The sequence below is a fragment of the Idiomarina aquatica genome, assembly GCF_003987185.1.
GTDB lineage: Bacteria > Pseudomonadota > Gammaproteobacteria > Enterobacterales > Alteromonadaceae > Idiomarina > Idiomarina aquatica.
On record NZ_PIPS01000001.1, the window covers coordinates 1008828 to 1028768 of the forward strand.

The window sequence follows — 19941 nt, forward strand, 5'->3', positions numbered from 1 at the left end:
GGCGCCTAGCGCTTGGGTGAAGCGATGAGCGCGTACATCACCGGTACCACGATGAGCGTCAGTACCGTCGCAAACCCAAGGCCAAACATGATCACCGTCGCCATACTGGCAAAGAAGTCATCAAATAACAGCGGTAGCATCCCCAGAATTGTGGTTGCTGCCGCCATCGCAACCGGACGAACGCGGCTGACCGACGCATCCACCAACGCCTGATGCGGCGGTTTACCCTCGCCCAGCTCAACATTCACCTGCTCCAGCAAAACCACGCCGTTCTTGATCAGCATCCCCGACAAACTCAAGAAGCCAAGTAACGCCATAAAACCAAACGGCTTATCCAACAGCAACAGGCCTGCTGTCACCCCCACAATCGACAACGGTACTGTCGTCCACAACACCACCGCCAGGCGAGCGGAATTGAACAACAACACCGTGATGATAAACATCACCAAAAATCCCAGCGGTAACGAGCTGAACAGCGCCGTCTGAGCCTTATTTGACGCCTCGTGCTGACCTCCCCAGGACAGTTCATAACCCAGCGGCAGCGACAGCGCCTCAATCTGCGGACGGACCCGTTCAAATACCGCTGTGGCGGTTTCCTCACCCAGTACATCATGATCAGCCATCACCGTCAGCGTGCGTTTGCGATCACGGCGTAAAATTAAGGCGTCCTCCCACTCTACGTCTATGCGCTGTACCACCTGCGCCAACGGCAAAAAGCGATCCATGACTGGACTGTATATCTGCAGTTCCTGCCAGTTATCCAGATCCACTCGTTCGCTGGCCGGAGCCCGCGAGACAATAGGCAGTAAATCGGTGCCATCACGGTACAAGCCGACCTGGCGACCAACAAAGTTGGTCCGCAGCAGATCATTAACGTCCTGTTTGGTAATACCCAGTCGCCGTGCCGCCGACTCATCAAAACGCGGCCTTAGCAACTTAGTTTTGTTGCGCCAGTCATGACGAATATTCATGGCGCCCGGATCCTTGGCCAGAATCGCTTCGATCTGCGTCGCAATCTCACGTAATACTGCCGGTTCTGAACCACTGATGCGCGCTTCGATTTTGGCCGGCGTCGCCGGTCCAATTTCGACTCGAATCAGTTTATCTTCCACCTGAGGATGAGCGACCCGGATGTGTTCACGGACATTGGCCATGATCTGCTCCATGGCGTCCTTATCCTGAGCTCGCACAATTAACTGTGCATAACTTTCGTACGCTTTTTCGACCAGATAGGTCAAGGTAAAACGCGGTGCGCCCTGACCGACGGTTGTGGACACCGAAACCACCTGCGGCTGCGCCAGCAGGTATTGTTCCAGGCGCTTGGAGTCCTGTGCCGTGGTGCGAATATCGGTACCTTGCGGATACCAGAGGTCAACGTAGAACATCGGCGTCGTCGACGGTGGAAAAAACGCTTGTTTAACTTGCTTAAAGCCGGCTGCGGATACCACCAACAGTGCCAGCATCAATAACATGGTAAACACTTTGTGCCGCAGACAGGCTTCCAGCACACGTCGATAAACGCGATACACCGGATGGTCGAAGACATCACTGTTACCATCACCACTGATGTCCTTTTTGGAATACAGCCGGTCCGCTAAAAATGGGATCAATATCAGTGCCGTAATCCAACTTAACAACAGCGAAATCAGCAACACCCAAAACAAACTGCCGGCAAATTCGCCGGTCGCATCCGCTGACAGACCAATCGGCGCAAACGCAATGATACCAATCACCGTACCACCCAACAGCGCCCATTGATTCTGTTTCACGGTGATCACCGCGGCCTGCAGTTTTGATTGCCCGCGGCGCATGCCCACCACAATGCCATCGGCGATCACAATGGCATTATCAACCAACATCCCCAGCGCAATGATCAACGCCCCCAGGGATACCCGTTGCAGGTTGATCGAAAACACGTTCATGAAGATGAAGGTACCCAGCACCGTCAACAACAATACCGTGCCGATCAACAGACCACTGCGAAACCCCATGGTTACCAGCAACGCGATAATAACGATCGCGACCGCTTCGACCAAGTTCAGCAGAAAGTCATTGACCGAGTTTTCGACCGCATGCGGCTGATCGTAGATGCGTTCCAACTGCATCCCGATGGGTTGCGCATAGCTCAGCTCATCCAGCTTTGCCTGAATGCGCTCGCCGACCTCCACGACATTCACGTTATCGGCAAAAGACAGCCCCAGCCATACCGATGGCAGACCGTTAAAACGCACCACCTGCTGGGGAATTTCCTCTACCGTTCGATAGATTGCGGCAACATCCCGCAGGTAAATGCGTTCGTCGGCACCGGGATTTGATATCACTAAATTGGCCAACTCCTCCACCGACTCAAACTCACCACTGGTGGCGATGCGGAACGCTTCGTCTTCGATGGTTACGCGACCGGCATCGGCCACCGTATTTTGCGTGGTCAATAAGTTGGCGATGCGAGCCGGAGGAATGCCCACGTTTGACAGTTTCGCCCGCGACACTTCAACCACCACCTGCTCTTGTTGCTCACCGGTTGCCACCACTTTACCGACGCCTTCAACCAGCACCAATTCGCGGCGCAGAAAATCCGCATAATGTTCAATGTCATGATAGGAGTAACCCTCGCCGGTGATCGCCAGTAGCACCCCATAAACATCGGCAAAATCATCACGCACCATCGGTTGCTGAGTGCCCGGCGGCAAACGGCGGCTGGCATCACCGACTTTACGGCGCAATTCATCCCAGATTTGCTCCAGGTCATCGGCACGGTAAATCGATTTCATCTCCACCGTAATCTGCGACAGTCCCGGCTTGGAAATCGAACGCACATGATCAACGTAACTGAGTTCCTGAATCGCATTCTCGAGCGGGTAACTGACCTCTTCCTCAACCTGTTGCGCCGATGCGCCGGGGTATTGGGTAATCACCATCGCCTGCTTGATGGTGAACTTAGGATCTTCCAGCCGGCCTAACTGCGTCAGACTGACGATACCACCAATTAATAAAATCAATAGCAGTAGCCAGCTACTGGTTTTACGTTCCATGCTGTATTGAGCGATGTTCATTACAGCCCCCGCTCACGCTTCCATTGACGAATGGACTGGCCGTTTTGTAATTGCTGCACACCGGCGGCAACCACACGCTCACCGGCGCTGAGTCCGTCGCTGATCAACAAACCGCTGTTGGTCATGTTGCCGACTTCGACCGCGACCTGAGTGACCGTCATATCGTCGTTAACACGCCACACATAAGACTGCCCCTGAGGGTCAGCAAACACCGCCGAGGACGGGATCACAACGCCATCAAGAACTTGTCGCAGCACCTGATTGAGATCAACGATAACGGTTGCGGTCATGCCGGGCAGAATGTTGAGGTTTTCCGGCTTTGGCAAGGTAAACACCACCTCGTAAGTGTTGGTGGCCGGGTCAGCCTGCGAATCCCACTCCTTTAAGTGCGCTAAAAAACGCTGTTCCGGCGCCGCGTCGAACGCCACCAGAGGTTCATAGTCAAGGCGCTTGGAAACGCGAGCAAACAAGTTTTCCGGAACCTGTATCGCAACGTCAATGGCATCGGCAATTTGTAACGTCGCGATCGGTTGCTTGGGCTGAATATTTTCATATTTTTCCACGGCTAAACGGGCCACAATCCCATCAAAGGGAGCCTCCAGCCGGGTATAACTCAAATTCGCCTGTGCGGTTTCATAGTTGGATTTAGCCACCGCCAACTGCGATTCTATTTCATCAAACTGCGCTTCTGACATGAGCCCTTGCTGCACCAGCTTTTGATTGCGCTGATATTGCGATGAGGCGAGATCGTATTGCGCCTTAGCCTGATCCACCGCGAGCTGATAATCGGTCGGATCCAACGCCGCAATTAAGTCACCCTGCTTTACTTCAGCGCCAGCTCTGACCGGCAGTTGCTCAATCTCGCCGCCGACCCGAAAGGTCAGCTGAGCCACTTCCGATGCCTGCACCACCGCCGGAAAGTGGCGCAATTGCACCGCTGCCGCGTCTTTAACCTCGGCGATTTTTACCGGCCGGGGAGGCTTAGTCACACTTTCGGCGGCACTGTTGTCGGAACAACCCGCCACCGTTAACAACAACCACCCTATCGCCAAAAGCGTTTTCCAGTTTCCAGTGTACATAGCAAGCCCCGTTGCAGTCATCAGCGTATTAAACGGTGAATTAATGGTATTAGTTTAAGCAAGAATCTAATACAGTTATATTGAATTAATATTTTCATCTTATTCAATAATTATGAACATCTTACACTTGGAAATGATGCAGACCGTGGCCGCTACCGGCAGTCTGCAACAAGCAGCACAACAGCTGTTTAAAACCCAGTCAGCCATCAGTATGGCACTAAAAAAGCTTGAACAGGAAGCCGGTTTTGCCTTGTTCGATCGCAGTGGCTACCGGTTAAAGCTCACTGCCCACGGCCAGCAGTATCTGCGCCAGGCCGAGGAGGTGCTGCGCCAGCATCAGCGTTTACAAACACTGGCCGGACGGTTACGTGAAGGTGCCGAGCCCCATATCACGTTATGCTACGACCACACCTGCGATGCCGGTCTTTGGCTGCAACACATAGACACCTTGCAGACCGACTTTCCGGCCACGGAAATCCGCATCGAAGGCGAATCGCAGTTACGCAGTCTGCGCCGCGTCAATGAAGGTGAAGTTGATCTCGCTATTTGCCCGTGGCTACCGCTGTTCCGCCAATACGGTGATTTTGAGACCACACCTATTGCGCCGTTCGAACTTATCGTGGTGATCGCGGACAGCCTCGTCAAACGCATCGGTACGCGCCCCACCACCCGCCAGCAATTATTGAATCTCACGATGTTGTTGCCACAGAATCTGGACGTCGGGATCAGCGTCGATGCCATCTTGCGGCTACCCAGTAAGCGCCGTATTCAGGCTAATGATGTGACCACCCAACGGGAGTTACTTCTCGCCGGTATGGGCTGGGGTATCATTCCCAAACATATGGTCAGACCTTATCTTGACGGGGGTCAATTACATGAGATTTCGATCCCCGGTTTTGTCCAGCAAGTTAACCTGGAAGTGCACATGATTCGGTCTGCCGCACGCACCCTGGGGCCAGCAGCACAGAGCCTTTGGCAGCAGGCGCTCAATCACTGCGGCTGACAATAGCCATTCACCGCATTTATTGCCTGAATGCCCCCATAACATGGGAATTTAGCCGCGCTTTCCGTATAATGCGCCGCATCGAGCAATTGTCATCCATTGATGTAAGCAAAATAAGAGGTAATTCGAGTGCTTAAAGAATATCGTCAGCACGTGGAAGAACGTGCCGCAGAGGGCATCCCTCCAAAACCATTAACGGCTGAGCAGGTAGCGGATCTTGTTGAGCTACTGAAAAATCCACCGGCCGGCGAAGAAGATTTTCTGGTCGAACTGCTGGCAGAGCGCGTGCCTCCGGGTGTTGATGAAGCCGCTTACGTTAAGGCCGGTTTCTTAAGCGCGCTGGTAAAGGGTGACGTACAAAGCCCGGTTATCAGTAAACAGGACGCCGTTAAGTTACTGGGTAACATGCACGGCGGCTATAACATCGAAACCTTGGTGGAACTGTTAGACGATGCCGAGTTGGGTCGTTTGGCCGCGGAAGAATTAAAACACACCATTTTGATGTTCGACGCGTTCCACGACGTTGAAGAAAAAATGAAAGCCGGTAACGAGCTGGCGAAAGAAGTGGTTGAGTCGTGGGCTGAGGGTGAGTGGTTTACCAGCCGTGACAAAATGCCGGAGCAAATCAAAGCGACGGTTTTCAAAGTAACCGGTGAAACCAACACCGATGACTTGTCACCGGCGCCTGACGCCTGGTCACGCCCAGACATCCCGCTGCACGCTAAAGCTATGTATAAAATGCCGCGCGAAGGCATCACTGACGCGGGCAAGCAAATTGAAGAGCTGAAGCAAAAAGGTCATCCGGTTGCGTTCGTTGGTGACGTTGTCGGTACTGGTTCTTCACGTAAATCGGCAACCAACTCGGTACTTTGGAACATCGGCGAAGATATGCCGGGTACACCAAACAAACGTGCCGGCGGTATCTGCATCGGTGGTAAAGTCGCTCCAATCTTCTTTAACACCATGAAAGATGCTGGTGCTTTGGTGTTTGAAGCCGACGTAGAAAAAATGAACATGGGTGATGTCATTACCATCTACCCTTATGAAGGCAAAATCGAAAACGAAGCGGGCGAGGTGATCGCCGAATACGACTACGCATCACGTGTCATCCTTGACGAAGTTCGTGCGGGTGGTCGTATCAACCTGATCATCGGTCGCGGTTTAACCACCAAGGCTCGCGAATCTCTGGGACTGGGTCACACCGATCTGTTCCTGACACCTGAACAGCCTGCTGACAGCGGTAAAGGTTACAGCCTGGCACAAAAGCTGGTGGGTAAAGCTTGTGGTATGGAAGGTGTTCGCCCAGGTACCTATTGCGAACCTAAGATGACGACCGTTGGTTCTCAGGATACCACCGGCCCAATGACCCGTGACGAGTTGAAAGACCTGGCCTGCCTTGGCTTTAACTCTGACCTGGTCATGCAGTCGTTCTGTCACACAGCGGCTTATCCTAAGCCGGTTGACGTTGAAACTCAGCACACGCTGCCTGATTTCATCATGAACCGTGGTGGTGTTTCATTGCGTCCGGGTGACGGTATCATCCACAGCTGGCTGAACCGTATGTTGTTGCCGGACACCGTCGGTACTGGTGGTGACTCACATACCCGCTTCCCGCTGGGTATTTCTTTCCCGGCAGGCTCTGGTTTGGTTGCGTTTGCTGCAGCAACAGGGGTTATGCCACTGGATATGCCGGAATCTGTGCTGGTTCGCTTTAAAGGTAAAATGCAGCCGGGTATTACCCTGCGTGACCTGGTTCATGCGATTCCTGCCTTTGCGATTAAAGAAGGTTTGTTGACCGTTGAAAAACGTGGCAAGAAAAACGCCTTCTCGGGTCGTATCCTGGAAATTGAAGGTCTTGAACACCTGACCGTTGAGCAGGCGTTTGAATTATCTGACGCCTCGGCAGAACGTTCCGCGGCGGGTTGTACCATCAACCTGTCTGAAGATTCTGTCGCAGAATACCTGCGTTCAAACATCACCATGCTGCGCTGGATGATCAACGAAGGCTACGGCGATGCCCGTACCCTTGAACGTCGTGCGCGTAAGATGGAAGAGTGGCTGGAGAACCCAAGCTTAATTCGTGCGGATAAAGATGCGGAATACGCAGAAGTCATCGAAATCGACTTGGATCAAATCAAAGAGCCTATCGTTTGCTGCCCGAACGATCCGGATGATGCCAAGTTCCTGAGCGAAGTCGCCGGCGATAAAGTTGACGAAGTCTTCATCGGTTCGTGCATGACCAACATTGGTCACTTCCGTGCTGCGGGTAAATTATTGGAGAAGAACTCGGATCCTCTGAATACTCGTCTGTGGATTGCGCCGCCAACGAAGATGGACAAAGCACAGCTGGAAACCGAAGGTTACTACGACATTTACGAGCGTAATGGTGTTCGTACAGAAATGCCGGGCTGTTCACTGTGTATGGGTAACCAAGCGCGTGTTGAACCTAATTCAACCGTTCTGTCGACCTCTACCCGTAACTTCCCGAACCGTCTAGGTGATGGTGCCAACGTTTACCTGACCTCAGCCGAGCTGGCTGCCGTCGGTGCGATTGTTGGCCGTCTACCAACGCCGGAAGAATACCTGGAATACGCACAGGACATTAACTCAATGGCTGGCGAAGTTTATAAATATCTAAACTTTGATCAAATGGATGCTTTCCGTGACGCTGAGAAAGCGGCCAAGGCAAACATCATTCCAACCATTAATGTGGCTTAATAACGTAAGCTAAGCCATCGCAAAGAAAAAAGCGCCGCAAGGCGCTTTTTTTCATTCCTGAAAAAGTTTTAACGCGCTGTAACGGTAACGTAAACCGTATCCCGATAACGTCCCGCGCGCTGATAATTGACATCATCGACGACCACCCCCATCGTGAACCGTCGCTTACCCGAATAACTCTGCTGGTAACTGCGCTGATACATGCTGCTGGACGAGAAACGGTCACCATCGAATAAAATCTCGTAGGGTATCTGACTCCCTCTGTCCTGTTGGTGAACCAGTGCTTTCTCTTCAGAAAATATGGTGACGTCGTAAAGACTGTTGCTGAACACACTCAAACGCCAGTCGGCGCGGGCACCGTCATTCAAACTACCCAATTCAACCTGATAATGTCCGCCGTGGCCTTGCACGCTGCTGTCAGAATCTGACACATGAATGCTCACCATTGCCGGCATATAAAAGCCAACATCGAGGTATTTTTGCACCAAATTATGCTGACCATCCCGAGAACTCACCATCAACGCAGCAGAATAGGTACCGGAGGTGATCACCCGGTGACCGTCAATGCGCAGCCACAGGTTCAGACGCTGATGACCATGGTAATCAACCACCCATGACAATCTGCCGTCAACCGTACGAACCGGCAATGGCTTACGGTTGGTATCAAGCAGCGTTGCATCCAGTTCAACCCCGTTAGCCCCCTTAAGTTTAAAGGGGCCCGCGTCCACCGCACCAAAAATCAGGGTGTCAATACACGGGCCTCCCTCCCGATACGCCTGTACCTTTATTGGCAATAAAATCTCATCATCAAAGCGCACCGAACTGTGCTGATTGATTTGCACATCAAAATCGCCGGTACACTGGTGAGGATATTGACTATTGGCCTGCGCATTAAGCGCAAACACCCCCACAAGTATAAACATGAACCACTTCATGGCTTCACCTCACTTACGGTAATAACCCCCGCATCAATTAAATTCTCTTCTGTTGCTGTCAGTACAACGTCAGCGGACAGGCCACCTATCACCAATTGGTATCGACCCGGCGCTATACCTTCGACCGCAAACCGCCCTCGCCGATTCGTGAAGACTTCGAGCACCCGCCCTTCTCCACGTAACTCTCCCCGTTCCAGACTTAACGGCTGCCCCAGATGATTGTATATATAACCAAGCACCAAATAGGCCGCGTCGGAACCTACCGTAATAACACGACCGGTCGTACTACCGCCGCTTGAGTCATACAAACCAGGCCCCCAGTTATAGCCCAGCGGCGCATCCGGCACGTTAACCAACACACTGGTTTCACTAAACGGTGCTCCAAGTGACACCATACCGGCTATGGTTTCACCCGCTTTTGCTTCAATCTCGCCCAGATAGTCCGGGTTTACCTGCACGGTACTGTTCGCCAGCGTATGGTGCTTGCGCACTAACGCAAAGGGCGTTTCGACAATACTTCCGACACCAACCTGACCATCGGCTATACCCAGGGTTGATGACAGTGCCGTACGATAAATGTCAAATTTCGCTCCTGACGCTAATTCCAGTTGCGATGCCGTCAACTCAGCTCGACCCCGATTACCAGTATAGCTTGCACTGGCACGTATATCGCGGATCTGAGCATTATCAATGCCATAGATTTCGTAGCCATAATTACCGACTCGGTTCCGATTTATACGGCCATAGGAAAGTTGCGTCTGTTCCCGCCGATCATCGTATTCCGCCCGGCTACGGATCTGACTGCGAGAGTCATAGCCGTTCCAGGAGATACTGAAAAACACACCATCCTGCTGCTGCGTCAGCGGATCGATAAAGTTACTACGGTAGTACTCGGCGCTAAACAGCCACCCACGACGACGATAACTCATACGCAGCGAATCAATGTCTATTTCCGTACCATCAACCGCTTCATAGCGCGAAACACTGGCTGTGAGATCCAGATCATCGTTAAAATAATAGCTGTAATCTGCGGTAAAACGTTTATCGTCCAATAGTGTCAATGGCACCATTGCCACGGTTGGAGCAAAATCAGACCGGGTTTCATAACTAAAACGCAAGTTGGGAGAGCTGTTATAACCACTCCCCCAAACCGAAAAACCCATATCAATGGAGGCCGCATAGCCGTCGTAACTTTCAATTTTCGAGTGCGACCCACGTAAGGTAACGACCCCCACGCTAAAGCCATAAGACAATGTAGTTCCGGCAATATGACCAAGGCTACTGAGTTCGGCATTGATACCCGCAGTAAAGGCATCACTAAAACCATAATCGTAGTAACCCGAGAGGGTTAATTCGTCCTCATAATCGTATGAGAACTCCTCAAACTCCGAAGCATACCCCAGCCGTAATGAAAAATCCGACAAGCCCTTACGCAGTAAAGCACCACTGTAGAAGTTATCGAACTGAAACGTTTGCGTAGTGCCGTCTTCGAAGGTAGCAATAACCAGTACCTCATTTGCTCCGGACGTAAGCGGCAAATCATTCAACTCGTAACGACCCGGATTAAACTGCTGCCGCAGTACTGTGAACCCGTTCACCTGGATTTCGACATCGGCGCTGGAGGGCAAATAAAACTGTTGGGTGTTCCCCGGGCTGATTTCACGACGAGGTTGCAGTTCCCGGTATGCACGCGAAATGCCGATGCCGCCCATATTAAGACCACTGACATGACCACTGGTAAAGGTGGTTAAGTCACCGAGCTCGTAGCGCATCGGTTTGACGGGATCATCGTGATAAAGCGTAATTTCGCCGCGATAGAAGGTGTTATCTCCCTCATTGTCGCGGTCAGCAAACCCTGACCAGCGCATATTGACGCCGTCATAGCCCCCAAAGTTGGCACTACCGAGCCATTCAAGCGCAACTTGGGTATCGGAGTCGATCGTTTCCGTTAACAAATTAAAACGGTTTAATGTTGCCCAGGATGCCGTTTCATCGGGTAATACCAATTCATTTTGACCACCATAATCAAGCTCGGTAGGACGCAATGCCGTCCCCGCCAGCTTCAGGGTCAGGCTCATGTTTTGCACTGAAAAAGTAAGAAAAATACCGCTGTCTTCCAACGTTGACAGTGGAATCATGGACTGTTCATAGGTGCTGAGTCGTTGCAAGGTTTCATCATTGAGCAACCGTTTCATCGAATCAAGCAGAGAGTCCCGAACCACCGAGACAACCTCACCGGATTGAATACTGACGGCGATATCTTTTAAGTTTCTTTCATTGTAGGTAACCGGTAAATCGATAGCGTATTGCTGTGCGACACAAACAGGAACCGCAGCAGCAAATGATGCACTAACGATCGTCAGCCAGGCGGATGAACGCATCTTCAACTGTCCCTTGTTCGTGAATTGATGATAACGCCAGCCGGATGGTATGTGATGGCATTAAATAAGAAACTGGCAGTAGCTCGCGATACAGCGTCCACTCCACCACACGTTCTTCGCCATCGTTAATAAACAACTCACTGCCATTTAGGTTAACCACTTGGTTGCCTTCGTTACTCAATACCAGCTCACAGTGTTGCTGCGCGTCACATTCAAGACGTTGCTGCAGGCTTTCGATGCCTTGCTGCGGATTGACAAACAATAAGGTGGCGAAGTTAAACACCATATTAATCTCAGGTTGACCGTCGGCGTCGTTCTTCAACGGCAATTGCTTGAACACGATACGATAGGATTGAGTCTCTGCAATCCGTGGGTCACCAATGAATTGCGCCCGAAAAACTTGGTAAGATTTGGCGTTCACTTCGGTTTGTGGCGGCAGTACCAGAATGTCATCGGTTTCGACCAACTGCTCGGCCTGGTTTTCATCGAACGTCCGTTTGTAGATTTCCACTTCCAGTGCCAGCGTGGTGTCACTTGGATTAGCCACACGGTAGGTGACCCGGTTGTTACCGCTGCTTGCCAGAATTTCAGCTATCATCGGCTCAACCTCGTAGGCTTTCACCAATAAAGCGGTGAGCACGAGCAACCCGAACAATGATTTTTTTAGCATGGTTTTTTTCTTATTTTGGCGGAAAACGAGAGCCATCGCCCGAGGGCGATGGCTTTATTACGGATTAGTTTGGTGTGACAGTCACAGTGATTGTGTCACTGTAGTCACCCGCACGCTCATACCCTGTTGGAGCAGGAGATACAGTCAATGTCCGGCGGTGTAGGTCACCATTGGTGTTGTTACCTACCATGTTGCCGTTACCAGTCATTGAGTAGGGAGAAGTCAACGACACACCTACTGCAGCGCCATGATCCATGGTGTATGGAATGAAGCCGGCTTGTGGATCGTTGTTAAGGGCAAGTACACCACCATTTTGAGAGCTGTAGGTGATGGTTGGCATCGCTGCGGTGTTACACCAGAAACCGATACCAAATCCTGCGGTAGCAACGCCATCCAAAGCGATAGTTTTTGATGGGCCACTGCTGTTATCGACTTTACACACTTTTTCTACGGTACCATTGACAGAGAAAGAAGTGGTGTCGGTGTTATTCATATCCATCTGTTCAGCTAACGCTGCGGTGGAGGTGAGTAAGCTAACAGCGATAAGTGTTTTTACTGAATTTTTCATTGTTGCGAAATCCTAATTTTCGCAGCCCGGCTATCTTAGAAACGACTCAGAATACTCTGAGACCCGTGGCTTTCCGTCCTCATCTCACGATGAGTTTGGCAGTTAAACAAAGTTAATTATTTAGCTGCAACCCGGCTATCTTCGCTTTTTCTTTTTAGAAGACCCGAAGCTTTCCGTCCCCACCTCGCGGTGGGTTTGGCTTACCTGAAGTCACCGTTAGTGCCTTCAGGTGACGAAATATTAATCAGCAATTTGCGATTCCGCCAGTAAGAAAATGAAGATTTTTTATAACAAATGGATAATATGTTGAATTTAAATTGAATTTTATTTACATAAAAACCTTACTATTGATCTGGATCAAAACAAACTACACCCCCTCTGTAGCCTATAGTAGACAGGCTTCCGCGGTGAACACAACGTTTTTTCTCACCGCTGAGCGCGCTAAGAACCGCGGAGAAAACCTTTTTAATGGAACACCCGTTTGTTTGGGTTTGGTTGTTGGTACGGGTTTTGTGCCCATCACCCGTACCGGTGGTCATAACGTCCGAAGGTTTTGATGTTTTAACAATAAAACCTCTGCGCTCTCCGCGCTCTTCGCGGTGAACATGCGCTACTTCCAGCGTAAATAAAACACAGCCGGAATCAACAGCATGGATACCAGCGGAGCGAGGATCATCCCGCCCACCATAGGTGCTGCTATCCGTTGCATAACTTCGTTACCAATACCGCTGCCGAGCATGATCGGCAATAGCCCGATAACAATGGTAGCCACCGTCATTGCCTTAGGTCGTACTCGCAACACCGCCCCTTCCTCAATCGCAGCCTGCAATTGCGGGCGCTGCTGACCCACGCCTTTCCAGGCGTTATTCAGATACAGCAACATCACCACACCAAATTCGGCGGCAACCCCGGCCAACGCAATCATGCCCACGATCACCGCCAGTGACAGGTTGTAATCCAGCCAATACAGCAGCCATAAACTGCCGGTCAACGCCAGCGGTAATGTCGCAATCACCAGCAATGCCTGCCCCATCGAACGGAAGGTCAAGTAGAGCAAAATCACGATCAAGGCCAATGTCAGCGGAATGATCTCTTTTAAATCCGCCTCGACTTGTTGCATGGACTCAAACTGCCCGGTCCAGCTCCAGCTATAGCCCGTTGGCAATGACAACTGCGCCAGCTCATCGCTGACGGCAGCAATGTAATCACTGACCGTCACGCCTTTCGCCGGTTCGATAAAGATCCAGCTACTGAGCCGCGCATTTTCACTTTTTAATACCGCCGGCCCGGACGTTAAATCAATCTCAGCAACATCGGACAGTGTCAGCCAACGACCGTCAGCCGAGCGGATCGGTAACTCACGTAACTTATCGATATGATCCCGTGTCTCGCGCGGGTACCGAAGGTTAATCGGAAAGCGCTCGTTGCCCTGTACCGAGGTGGCAATATTACTGCCGCCGACGGCCTGCATTAAATGCTGCTGAATATCCGTCTGTGATAAGCCAAATCGGGCCGCTTCGCGCAGTTTAGGCAATACTTCGATATAGCGTCCGTCGGCCGCGCGTTCGGCGATCACCGAGCCGGTTTCCGGTAACTCCGCCAGTACCCCTTCAATGTCGGTCGCCAGTTTCTGAATGCGGGCAAACTCGGCACCGCTTACCTTGATCGCCAACGGCGTTTTAACGCCGGTAGCAAGCATTTCGATGCGCGTCCGGATCGGCATCACCCAGGCATTGGTCAAACCCGGAATCTGCACCATCGCATCGAGCTCATCCATCACGTCATCAATGGTTTTCCCTGCCGGCCACTGTTCTTCCGGCGTTAACGTGATGCTGGTCTCAATCATCGTTAACGGCGCGGGATCGGTGGCTGTGTCCGCCCGCCCAATCTTACCAAACACCCGTTTTACCTGCGGATGCTGAGCAATCAGTGCATCGGTCTGCTGGAGCAGTTCACTGGCCTCGTTCACGCTAATGCCCGGTAACGTGGTCGGCATGTACATGAGGTCACCTTCATACAATGGCGGCATCAGTTCATAGTCTAATTTTTGCCACGGATACCAGGCCGACGCCGTGATGCCGATACACAGCACAATCAGCAATTTGGGCCAGCGCAACGTCATGTTCAGCAACGGCCGATACAGCCAAATCAGCAATCGCGTCAACGGGTTACCGGTTTCCGCCGGGATTTTTCCCCGCACCAGTAACGCTATCAATACCGGGATCAACGTCACTGCCAGTACCGATGCGGCACCCATCGCCAATGTCTTGGTGTAAGCCAGCGGTTCGAATAAGCGCCCTTGTTGCCCTTGGAGGGCAAAAACCGGAATGAAGCTTACGGTTATCACCAACAGCGAGAAAAATAGCGATGGCCCGACTTCCGAACAGGCATCGGTGATCAAACGCCAGCGTTGCGCACCTTGCGCCGGTTTATCGTCATTTTGTTGCTGGTAATGATGCAAGTGCTTATGGGCGTTTTCTATCATCACAATGGCCGCGTCAACCAACGCCCCTATCGCAATCGCAATACCGCCCAAACTCATGATGTTGGCACTAATGCCCAAGCCATTCATGATCCAGATCGCCAACAATACCGACAGCGGCAGGCTGACCACCGCCACCAACGCGGAACGCGCATGCCAGAGGAACAGGAAGCAAACAATGGCCACCAGCGCCATCTCTTCGATCAGTTTGGTGGTCAGGTTATCTACCGAAGCCTGTATCAGTTCCGATCGATCATAGGTGGTCACCAGCTCAACACCTTCCGGCAAGCCCTGCTGCAATTGTTCGAGCTTGGCTTTGACGTTGTCGATGGTTTGCAAGGCATTAGCACCGTAGCGCATCACCACAATGCCGCCGACCACTTCACCATCACCATCAAGTTCAGCGACACCACGTCGCACTTGTGGTCCCAGCCGCACATCGGCAATGTCTTCCAGTAGCAGCACACCGTCGTTGGCGGAAGCCTTCAGCAACGGCAATTGCCGCAGATCCTCAATGGACTGCAGGTAACCAAGACCCCTTACCATATACTCGGCTTCGGCCATTTCGACCACCGAACCGCCGACTTCCGAATTGGCTTGCTGTATGGCCTGTTCAACGTCGGTTAATGACAGCTGATATTGGTGCAACGTGCGCGGGTCAACAACCACCTGATAGGTCTCAACCATACCGCCCACCCGGGCAACTTCCGCGACGCCTTCAACGCTCTGCAATTCCTGCTGCAAAAACCAGTTCTGTAAACGCGTCAACTCGCCCAGGTTGTGTTGACCGCTGTGGTCGACCAGCGCGTACTGATAAATCCAGCCAACCCCGGTTGCATCGGGTCCAAGGCTTGGTTGTACCGCCTCTGGTAACTGGCTTTGCGCCTGATCCAGGTATTCGATGACCCGGCTACGGGCCCAGTAAGGGTCGGTGCCTTCCTCAAAGATGACGTAAACGTAAGAGTCGCCGAAAAATGAGAAGCCCCGTACCGACTTGGTATTGGGGACAGACAACATCACACTCGACAATGGATAGGTCACTTGCTCTTCGACCACGGCCGGCGCCTGCCCCGGGTAACTGGTCTTAACAATCACCTGGACGTCGGACAAATCCGGAATCGCATCCAGCTTAGTCTGTTGCAACGACTTCCAGGCTAAAAAACTTAACGCTGCAAAGAGCAGCAGCACCAGCATCGAGTTACGCAACGATGCCTGAATGATCCGCGTTAACATCAGTGGCCTCCGTGGTCATGTTGCATCGCTGGCATTGCCTCAGCATCCGGCTGCAGGCCCCGTAATGACGCTTCCGAATCGAGTAGAAACTGGCCGTTGGTGACCACACGCTCGCCTTCCTGAAGACCTTCCCGGATAACGATATCATCACCAATACGCAAACCCGTCGTGACTTTTCGCACGGCAAACGCCTGTTCATTCGTCTGCACGATGACACGGTTATTTTTTTGCGTCTGGATCAGGCTTTTCACCGGGATAACTAAAGCGTTCTCGATAGTATCCAGCTCGATACGGCCGCTCGCCCAAATGCCCTCGCGCAAGTTATCGATGGACGCATCAACCGGAACCCGGGCGGTTATCGTTTGTGTGCGCTGGTCAACTTGCGGGTAAAGATAATCAATGCGGTTCATCCAGTGGCCGTCAATTTGTTCCGAGCTAAGGTGTACCATTTGCCCGACAGCGAGCTGATCGGCATAACGTACCGGCACATCCAGCATAAACCACAGCTGCTCGTCACCACTGATGGTCATCAACTCAAGTCCGGGATTAACGTACATACCTTGCTGGATATTGAGCTCCGTCACATAACCGGACTTTGGTGCGAAATAATCCACCTCGTAGCGCGTCTCGCCACTTTTCTCCAATTGCGCGATCTGCGCCTCGGTCATACCCAGCAGCCGCAATCGCTGCTGGCCACGTTGCTTGAACTGTTGCTGACGCTGCGAGTTACCCACTTGCGCCAACGAGTTTAGTAATTGCAGATAGTCATCCTGTGCCACCACCAGGTCCGGTGCGTAAACACGATACAGTTTGTCGCCTTTATCCACCCACTGGCCTTCGATGTCGGCGTATAACTCTTCGACCCAACCTTCTGCACGAGCGTGCACGTGGTATTTGGCAGACTGTTGCCAGCTCACTTGTGCTTGCGCCGAGATACTGGGGGTGACGTTTTTACGTTCAACCACAGCGGTCGTTACCCGTAGCGCCTGCTGCTGTTTCACCGGCACCGTAAAATCTCGCGAGCGATCCGTATCCGACTCTGACCTCTCGCTCATGTCATTGGACGGTTGCTGCGATTGCGGCCGTGCTTCCGTTTTCTTCTGAACCAAGTCCATGCCACAGATTGGGCACGTACCGGGTTCGTCTTTCACTATTTGGCTGTGCATCGGACACACGTATTGCACATCGTCCTCGTTAAAGGGGTCGTTGTCAGTGCTTTGCTGATGCTGATGTTGACTGTGGTCCTGAGCTAACGCAAGCGGCGCGCTAACCGTAGAAAGCAGCGCCAACAGCGTCAACGCTAACAATAAAACTCGCATGGTATTCCACCTTCTGATTGTGCATAAAAAACGTACTTCGGGTTATGCAACCATCAATTTCGGTGGACGAATAAGACGTTCATTGCGCTGCCAGAGGGCCATCTCGCGACGCTCAAACAGGGTAAAGAATGATGTTGAGGGGAATTGGGTCAGTAAACTGACTAAGCCAATTTGGCCAGCACAGTGTTGTTCACAATGCTGGCAAAATGAGCTTTCTTGTTCGCACGAGGCGGACATCGTTGCTTGCTCGGCCTCGTCACAGCAGTCATGCGATTCGCCGACCTCCTGAGACATAACACTTACGGTATCTGCCATTGGCATAGCGTGCATTGCCGGCGAGGAAAAGCTCCCCGCCAGCAGCGCCACAATCAATGTCAAAACAACCGTAAGTGTTTTCATAGTCGTTAGTCTAACAGAGCGCTTACCAAATCGTCACGCGATTTTCCGGCGCCACGTACAGCTCGTCACCCTGCTTCACCTCAAAGGCTTCGTAGAAAGCCGGAACGTTCACCACGGTACCGTTAACACGGTACTCGGCCGGTGAATGCGGATCACTCATGACTTGCTCGCGGATCGCGTCTTCGCGGTACTTACCACGCCATACCTGCGCCCAACCGATAAAGACACGTTGTTCGCCGGTAAAGCCATCCAGTTCCGGTGCCGGTTCGCCGTTGAGCGATTTTTTATACGCTTCATAAGCGATGGTTAAGCCGGCCAGGTCACCGATGTTTTCACCCAGCGTCAGGTCGCCGTTAATGTTCAGACCTTCAATCGGCTCGTATTGGCTAAACTGTTCAGACAACTGCTGACCACGCTCATCAAAGGCTTCACGATCGGCATCGGTCCACCAGCTTTCCAGGTTACCATCGCCATCGTATTTAGAGCCCTGGTCGTCAAAGCCGTGACCCATCTCGTGGCCGATAACCGCGCCAATACCGCCGTAGTTGACCGCCATTTCTGCGTTCATATCAAAGAACGGAGGCTGCAAAATACCGGCCGGGAAGACGATTTCATTACGTACCGGGCTGTAATAGGCGTTCACCGTCTGTGGCGTCATACCCCAGTCTTCTTCATCAACAGGACCACCGATTTTGGCGATTTCTTCCTGATAGTTGAATTCTGCGTAGGCTTTGTAGTTACCGACCAGATCGGTTGCCGAAATTTGCAGATCGCTGTAGTCGCGCCACTCGTTCGGATAACCCACTTTCGGATCGAACTTAGCCAGTTTGTCTAAGGCTTTTTCCTTGGTCTCGTCGGTCATCCACTCAAGGTTGCGAATCGATTCTCCATAGGCTTCACGCAAGTTTTCGATCAACACTTCCATTTTCTGCTTGGCTTCCGGCGGGAAGTATTCTTTCACATAAACTTGCCCCAGTACTTCGCCCAGGATGCCGTTAGTGGCGTCAACACCGCGCTTCCAGCGTGGTTCTTGTTCAGGGATACCGCGCAGCGTTGAGCCATAGAAGGCGAACCGGCGCTCACCGAACTCTTCACTCAGGATGGGGGCGGCATCGTTAACCATGCGGAAACTTAAATAGTCTTTCCAGGTTTGCAAATCAACGTCGGTAAACAACTCACCAAACGCTTCAAAATACGACGGCTGACGAATGACCATAGCCTCTACGTCGCTCAATCCTGCCGTTTCTACCCAAGCCGAGAAATCAAAATCACCCAGCATGTCGGCAACTTCTGCTACGGTCTTTTTGTTATAGGTTTTATCGGCATTGCGGCTTTCGACCCGTGACCATTGAATTTCAGCCAGTTGGGTTTCTAACTTCAGGATGCGTTCTGCCGCCGCTTCCGCATCTGCCACACCGGCCATCGCCAGAATGTCAGCGGCGTAGTCCTGGTAAGCATTACGGAATTCTTCGAATTTCTCATCGTCTTTCAAGTAGTAATCGCGATCCGGCAGACCCAGGCCCGATTGTGACACGTACATCGCATTGACTTGCGGATCTTTGGCATCCGGATAAACATAAAAGCCAAACGGTGTTGAGACACTTTGGCGACTGAAACGCGCCATATGTTCGGCGACTGCAGAGTGACTGTCCAGCGCGGCAATGGCATCCAGGTCGCTTTGGATCGGCTTAACACCCAACTCATTCAGTGTTTCGACGTCCATGTACGCGTTGAAGAAATCACCGACTTTGCGCTCATTAGAACCCGCTTCCGGGTTTGAATTAGCGGCCTTTTCAATGATGTCACGTAAGCGCTTCTGGTTCTGTTCACGCAAATCGTAGAACGCACCAATCGAAGAGCGATCGGAAGGAATTTCTGTGCGCTCAATCCAGGCACCGTTCACATGACGATACAAATCGTTCTGTGGCTTAACACTGTGGTCAAAGTTCTCTAAAAAGACACCGGACGACAACTGTTGTTGTTGCTGTTGCTCGGCACTCGCCTGTTGGTTGTTCTCATTTTGCGCTTGTTGTGGTGAACAGGCTGACAACGCCAGCGCCATTGATACACTGGCAGCGACAGTAGCTAATTTCAGTTTCAT

Annotated in this window: 12 protein-coding genes and 2 riboswitches; of the genes, 2 read left to right on the top strand and 10 right to left on the bottom strand. The window is 51.9% G+C overall.

Annotated features, from left to right (window positions below; all coding sequences use genetic code 11):
- Window positions 1-5 precede the first annotated feature (5 nt).
- Entirely contained in the window at window positions 6-3053 is a 3048-nt protein-coding gene (locus CWE23_RS04610) for an efflux RND transporter permease subunit (protein WP_105305638.1), read from the bottom strand.
- Window positions 3053-4132, bottom strand: coding sequence for an efflux RND transporter periplasmic adaptor subunit (locus CWE23_RS04615; RefSeq protein ID WP_105305637.1), 1080 nt, complete (start codon window positions 4130-4132; stop codon window positions 3053-3055). Before CWE23_RS04615 ends, CWE23_RS04610 begins: the two co-directional genes overlap by 1 nt.
- A gap of 112 nt (window positions 4133-4244) precedes the next feature.
- Between CWE23_RS04615 and CWE23_RS04620 the strand changes: the two genes are divergently transcribed.
- Both CWE23_RS04620 and acnB read left to right on the top strand, forming a co-directional pair.
- Entirely contained in the window at window positions 4245-5135 is an 891-nt protein-coding gene (locus CWE23_RS04620) for a LysR family transcriptional regulator (protein WP_105305636.1), read from the top strand.
- Window positions 5136-5264: 129 nt separating this feature from the next.
- Window positions 5265-7853, top strand: a complete 2589-nt coding sequence (gene acnB / locus CWE23_RS04625) for a bifunctional aconitate hydratase 2/2-methylisocitrate dehydratase (RefSeq protein ID WP_105305635.1) — start codon at window positions 5265-5267, stop codon at window positions 7851-7853.
- A gap of 68 nt (window positions 7854-7921) precedes the next feature.
- Here acnB and CWE23_RS04630 read toward each other — a convergent pair whose 3' ends face one another.
- The 8 genes from CWE23_RS04630 to CWE23_RS04665 form a co-directional block, all read right to left on the bottom strand.
- Window positions 7922-8776 carry a hypothetical protein gene (locus tag CWE23_RS04630; protein WP_126819646.1) on the bottom strand — a complete coding sequence of 285 codons (855 nt, stop codon included), beginning with the start codon at window positions 8774-8776 and terminating at the stop codon, window positions 7922-7924.
- 8 nt (window positions 8777-8784) lie between these two features.
- Window positions 8785-11169, bottom strand: a complete 2385-nt coding sequence (locus tag CWE23_RS04635; protein ID WP_126819647.1) for a fimbria/pilus outer membrane usher protein — start codon at window positions 11167-11169, stop codon at window positions 8785-8787.
- Window positions 11138-11839 carry a fimbria/pilus periplasmic chaperone gene (locus CWE23_RS04640; RefSeq protein WP_157982907.1) on the bottom strand — a complete coding sequence of 234 codons (702 nt, stop codon included), beginning with the start codon at window positions 11837-11839 and terminating at the stop codon, window positions 11138-11140. The genes CWE23_RS04635 and CWE23_RS04640 overlap by 32 nt, the downstream gene beginning before the upstream one ends.
- Window positions 11840-11903: 64 nt before the next feature.
- Complete coding sequence (locus CWE23_RS04645; RefSeq protein WP_105305631.1) at window positions 11904-12407, bottom strand: Csu type fimbrial protein; 504 nt, start codon at window positions 12405-12407, stop codon at window positions 11904-11906.
- 17 nt (window positions 12408-12424) lie between these two features.
- Window positions 12425-12517: riboswitch (cyclic di-GMP riboswitch) on the bottom strand.
- 12 nt (window positions 12518-12529) lie between these two features.
- Window positions 12530-12617: riboswitch (cyclic di-GMP riboswitch) on the bottom strand.
- 400 nt (window positions 12618-13017) lie between these two features.
- Window positions 13018-16122: an efflux RND transporter permease subunit gene (locus CWE23_RS04650; protein WP_126819648.1), complete on the bottom strand. Its 3105-nt coding sequence runs from the start codon at window positions 16120-16122 to the stop codon at window positions 13018-13020.
- On the bottom strand, window positions 16122-17441 hold the full coding sequence (locus CWE23_RS04655) for an efflux RND transporter periplasmic adaptor subunit (RefSeq protein WP_126819649.1): 1320 nt from the start codon (window positions 17439-17441) through the stop codon (window positions 16122-16124). The genes CWE23_RS04650 and CWE23_RS04655 overlap by 1 nt, the downstream gene beginning before the upstream one ends.
- A 42-nt stretch (window positions 17442-17483) precedes the next feature.
- Complete coding sequence (locus tag CWE23_RS04660) at window positions 17484-17840, bottom strand: hypothetical protein (RefSeq protein ID WP_126819650.1); 357 nt, start codon at window positions 17838-17840, stop codon at window positions 17484-17486.
- 22 nt (window positions 17841-17862) lie between these two features.
- Window positions 17863-19941, bottom strand: a complete 2079-nt coding sequence (locus CWE23_RS04665; protein ID WP_105305627.1) for a M13 family metallopeptidase — start codon at window positions 19939-19941, stop codon at window positions 17863-17865.

Excerpts from the sequence above, each read along its gene's own strand:
- CWE23_RS04660 (WP_126819650.1), bottom strand. The coding sequence starts at position 17,840 with ATGAAAACACTTACGGTTGTTTTGACATTGATTGTGGCGCTGCTGGCG.
- CWE23_RS04655 (WP_126819649.1), bottom strand. The coding sequence starts at position 17,441 with ATGCGAGTTTTATTGTTAGCGTTGACGCTGTTGGCGCTGCTTTCTACG.
- CWE23_RS04645 (WP_105305631.1), bottom strand. The coding sequence starts at position 12,407 with ATGAAAAATTCAGTAAAAACACTTATCGCTGTTAGCTTACTCACCTCC.
- CWE23_RS04635 (WP_126819647.1), bottom strand. The coding sequence starts at position 11,169 with ATGCGTTCATCCGCCTGGCTGACGATCGTTAGTGCATCATTTGCTGCT.
- CWE23_RS04620 (WP_105305636.1), top strand. The coding sequence starts at position 4,245 with ATGAACATCTTACACTTGGAAATGATGCAGACCGTGGCCGCTACCGGC.
- CWE23_RS04615 (WP_105305637.1), bottom strand. The coding sequence starts at position 4,132 with ATGTACACTGGAAACTGGAAAACGCTTTTGGCGATAGGGTGGTTGTTG.
- CWE23_RS04650 (WP_126819648.1), bottom strand. The coding sequence starts at position 16,122 with ATGTTAACGCGGATCATTCAGGCATCGTTGCGTAACTCGATGCTGGTG.
- CWE23_RS04630 (WP_126819646.1), bottom strand. The coding sequence starts at position 8,776 with ATGTTTATACTTGTGGGGGTGTTTGCGCTTAATGCGCAGGCCAATAGT.
- CWE23_RS04640 (WP_157982907.1), bottom strand. The coding sequence starts at position 11,839 with ATGCTAAAAAAATCATTGTTCGGGTTGCTCGTGCTCACCGCTTTATTG.
- CWE23_RS04665 (WP_105305627.1), bottom strand. The coding sequence starts at position 19,941 with ATGAAACTGAAATTAGCTACTGTCGCTGCCAGTGTATCAATGGCGCTG.
- CWE23_RS04610 (WP_105305638.1), bottom strand. The coding sequence starts at position 3,053 with ATGAACATCGCTCAATACAGCATGGAACGTAAAACCAGTAGCTGGCTA.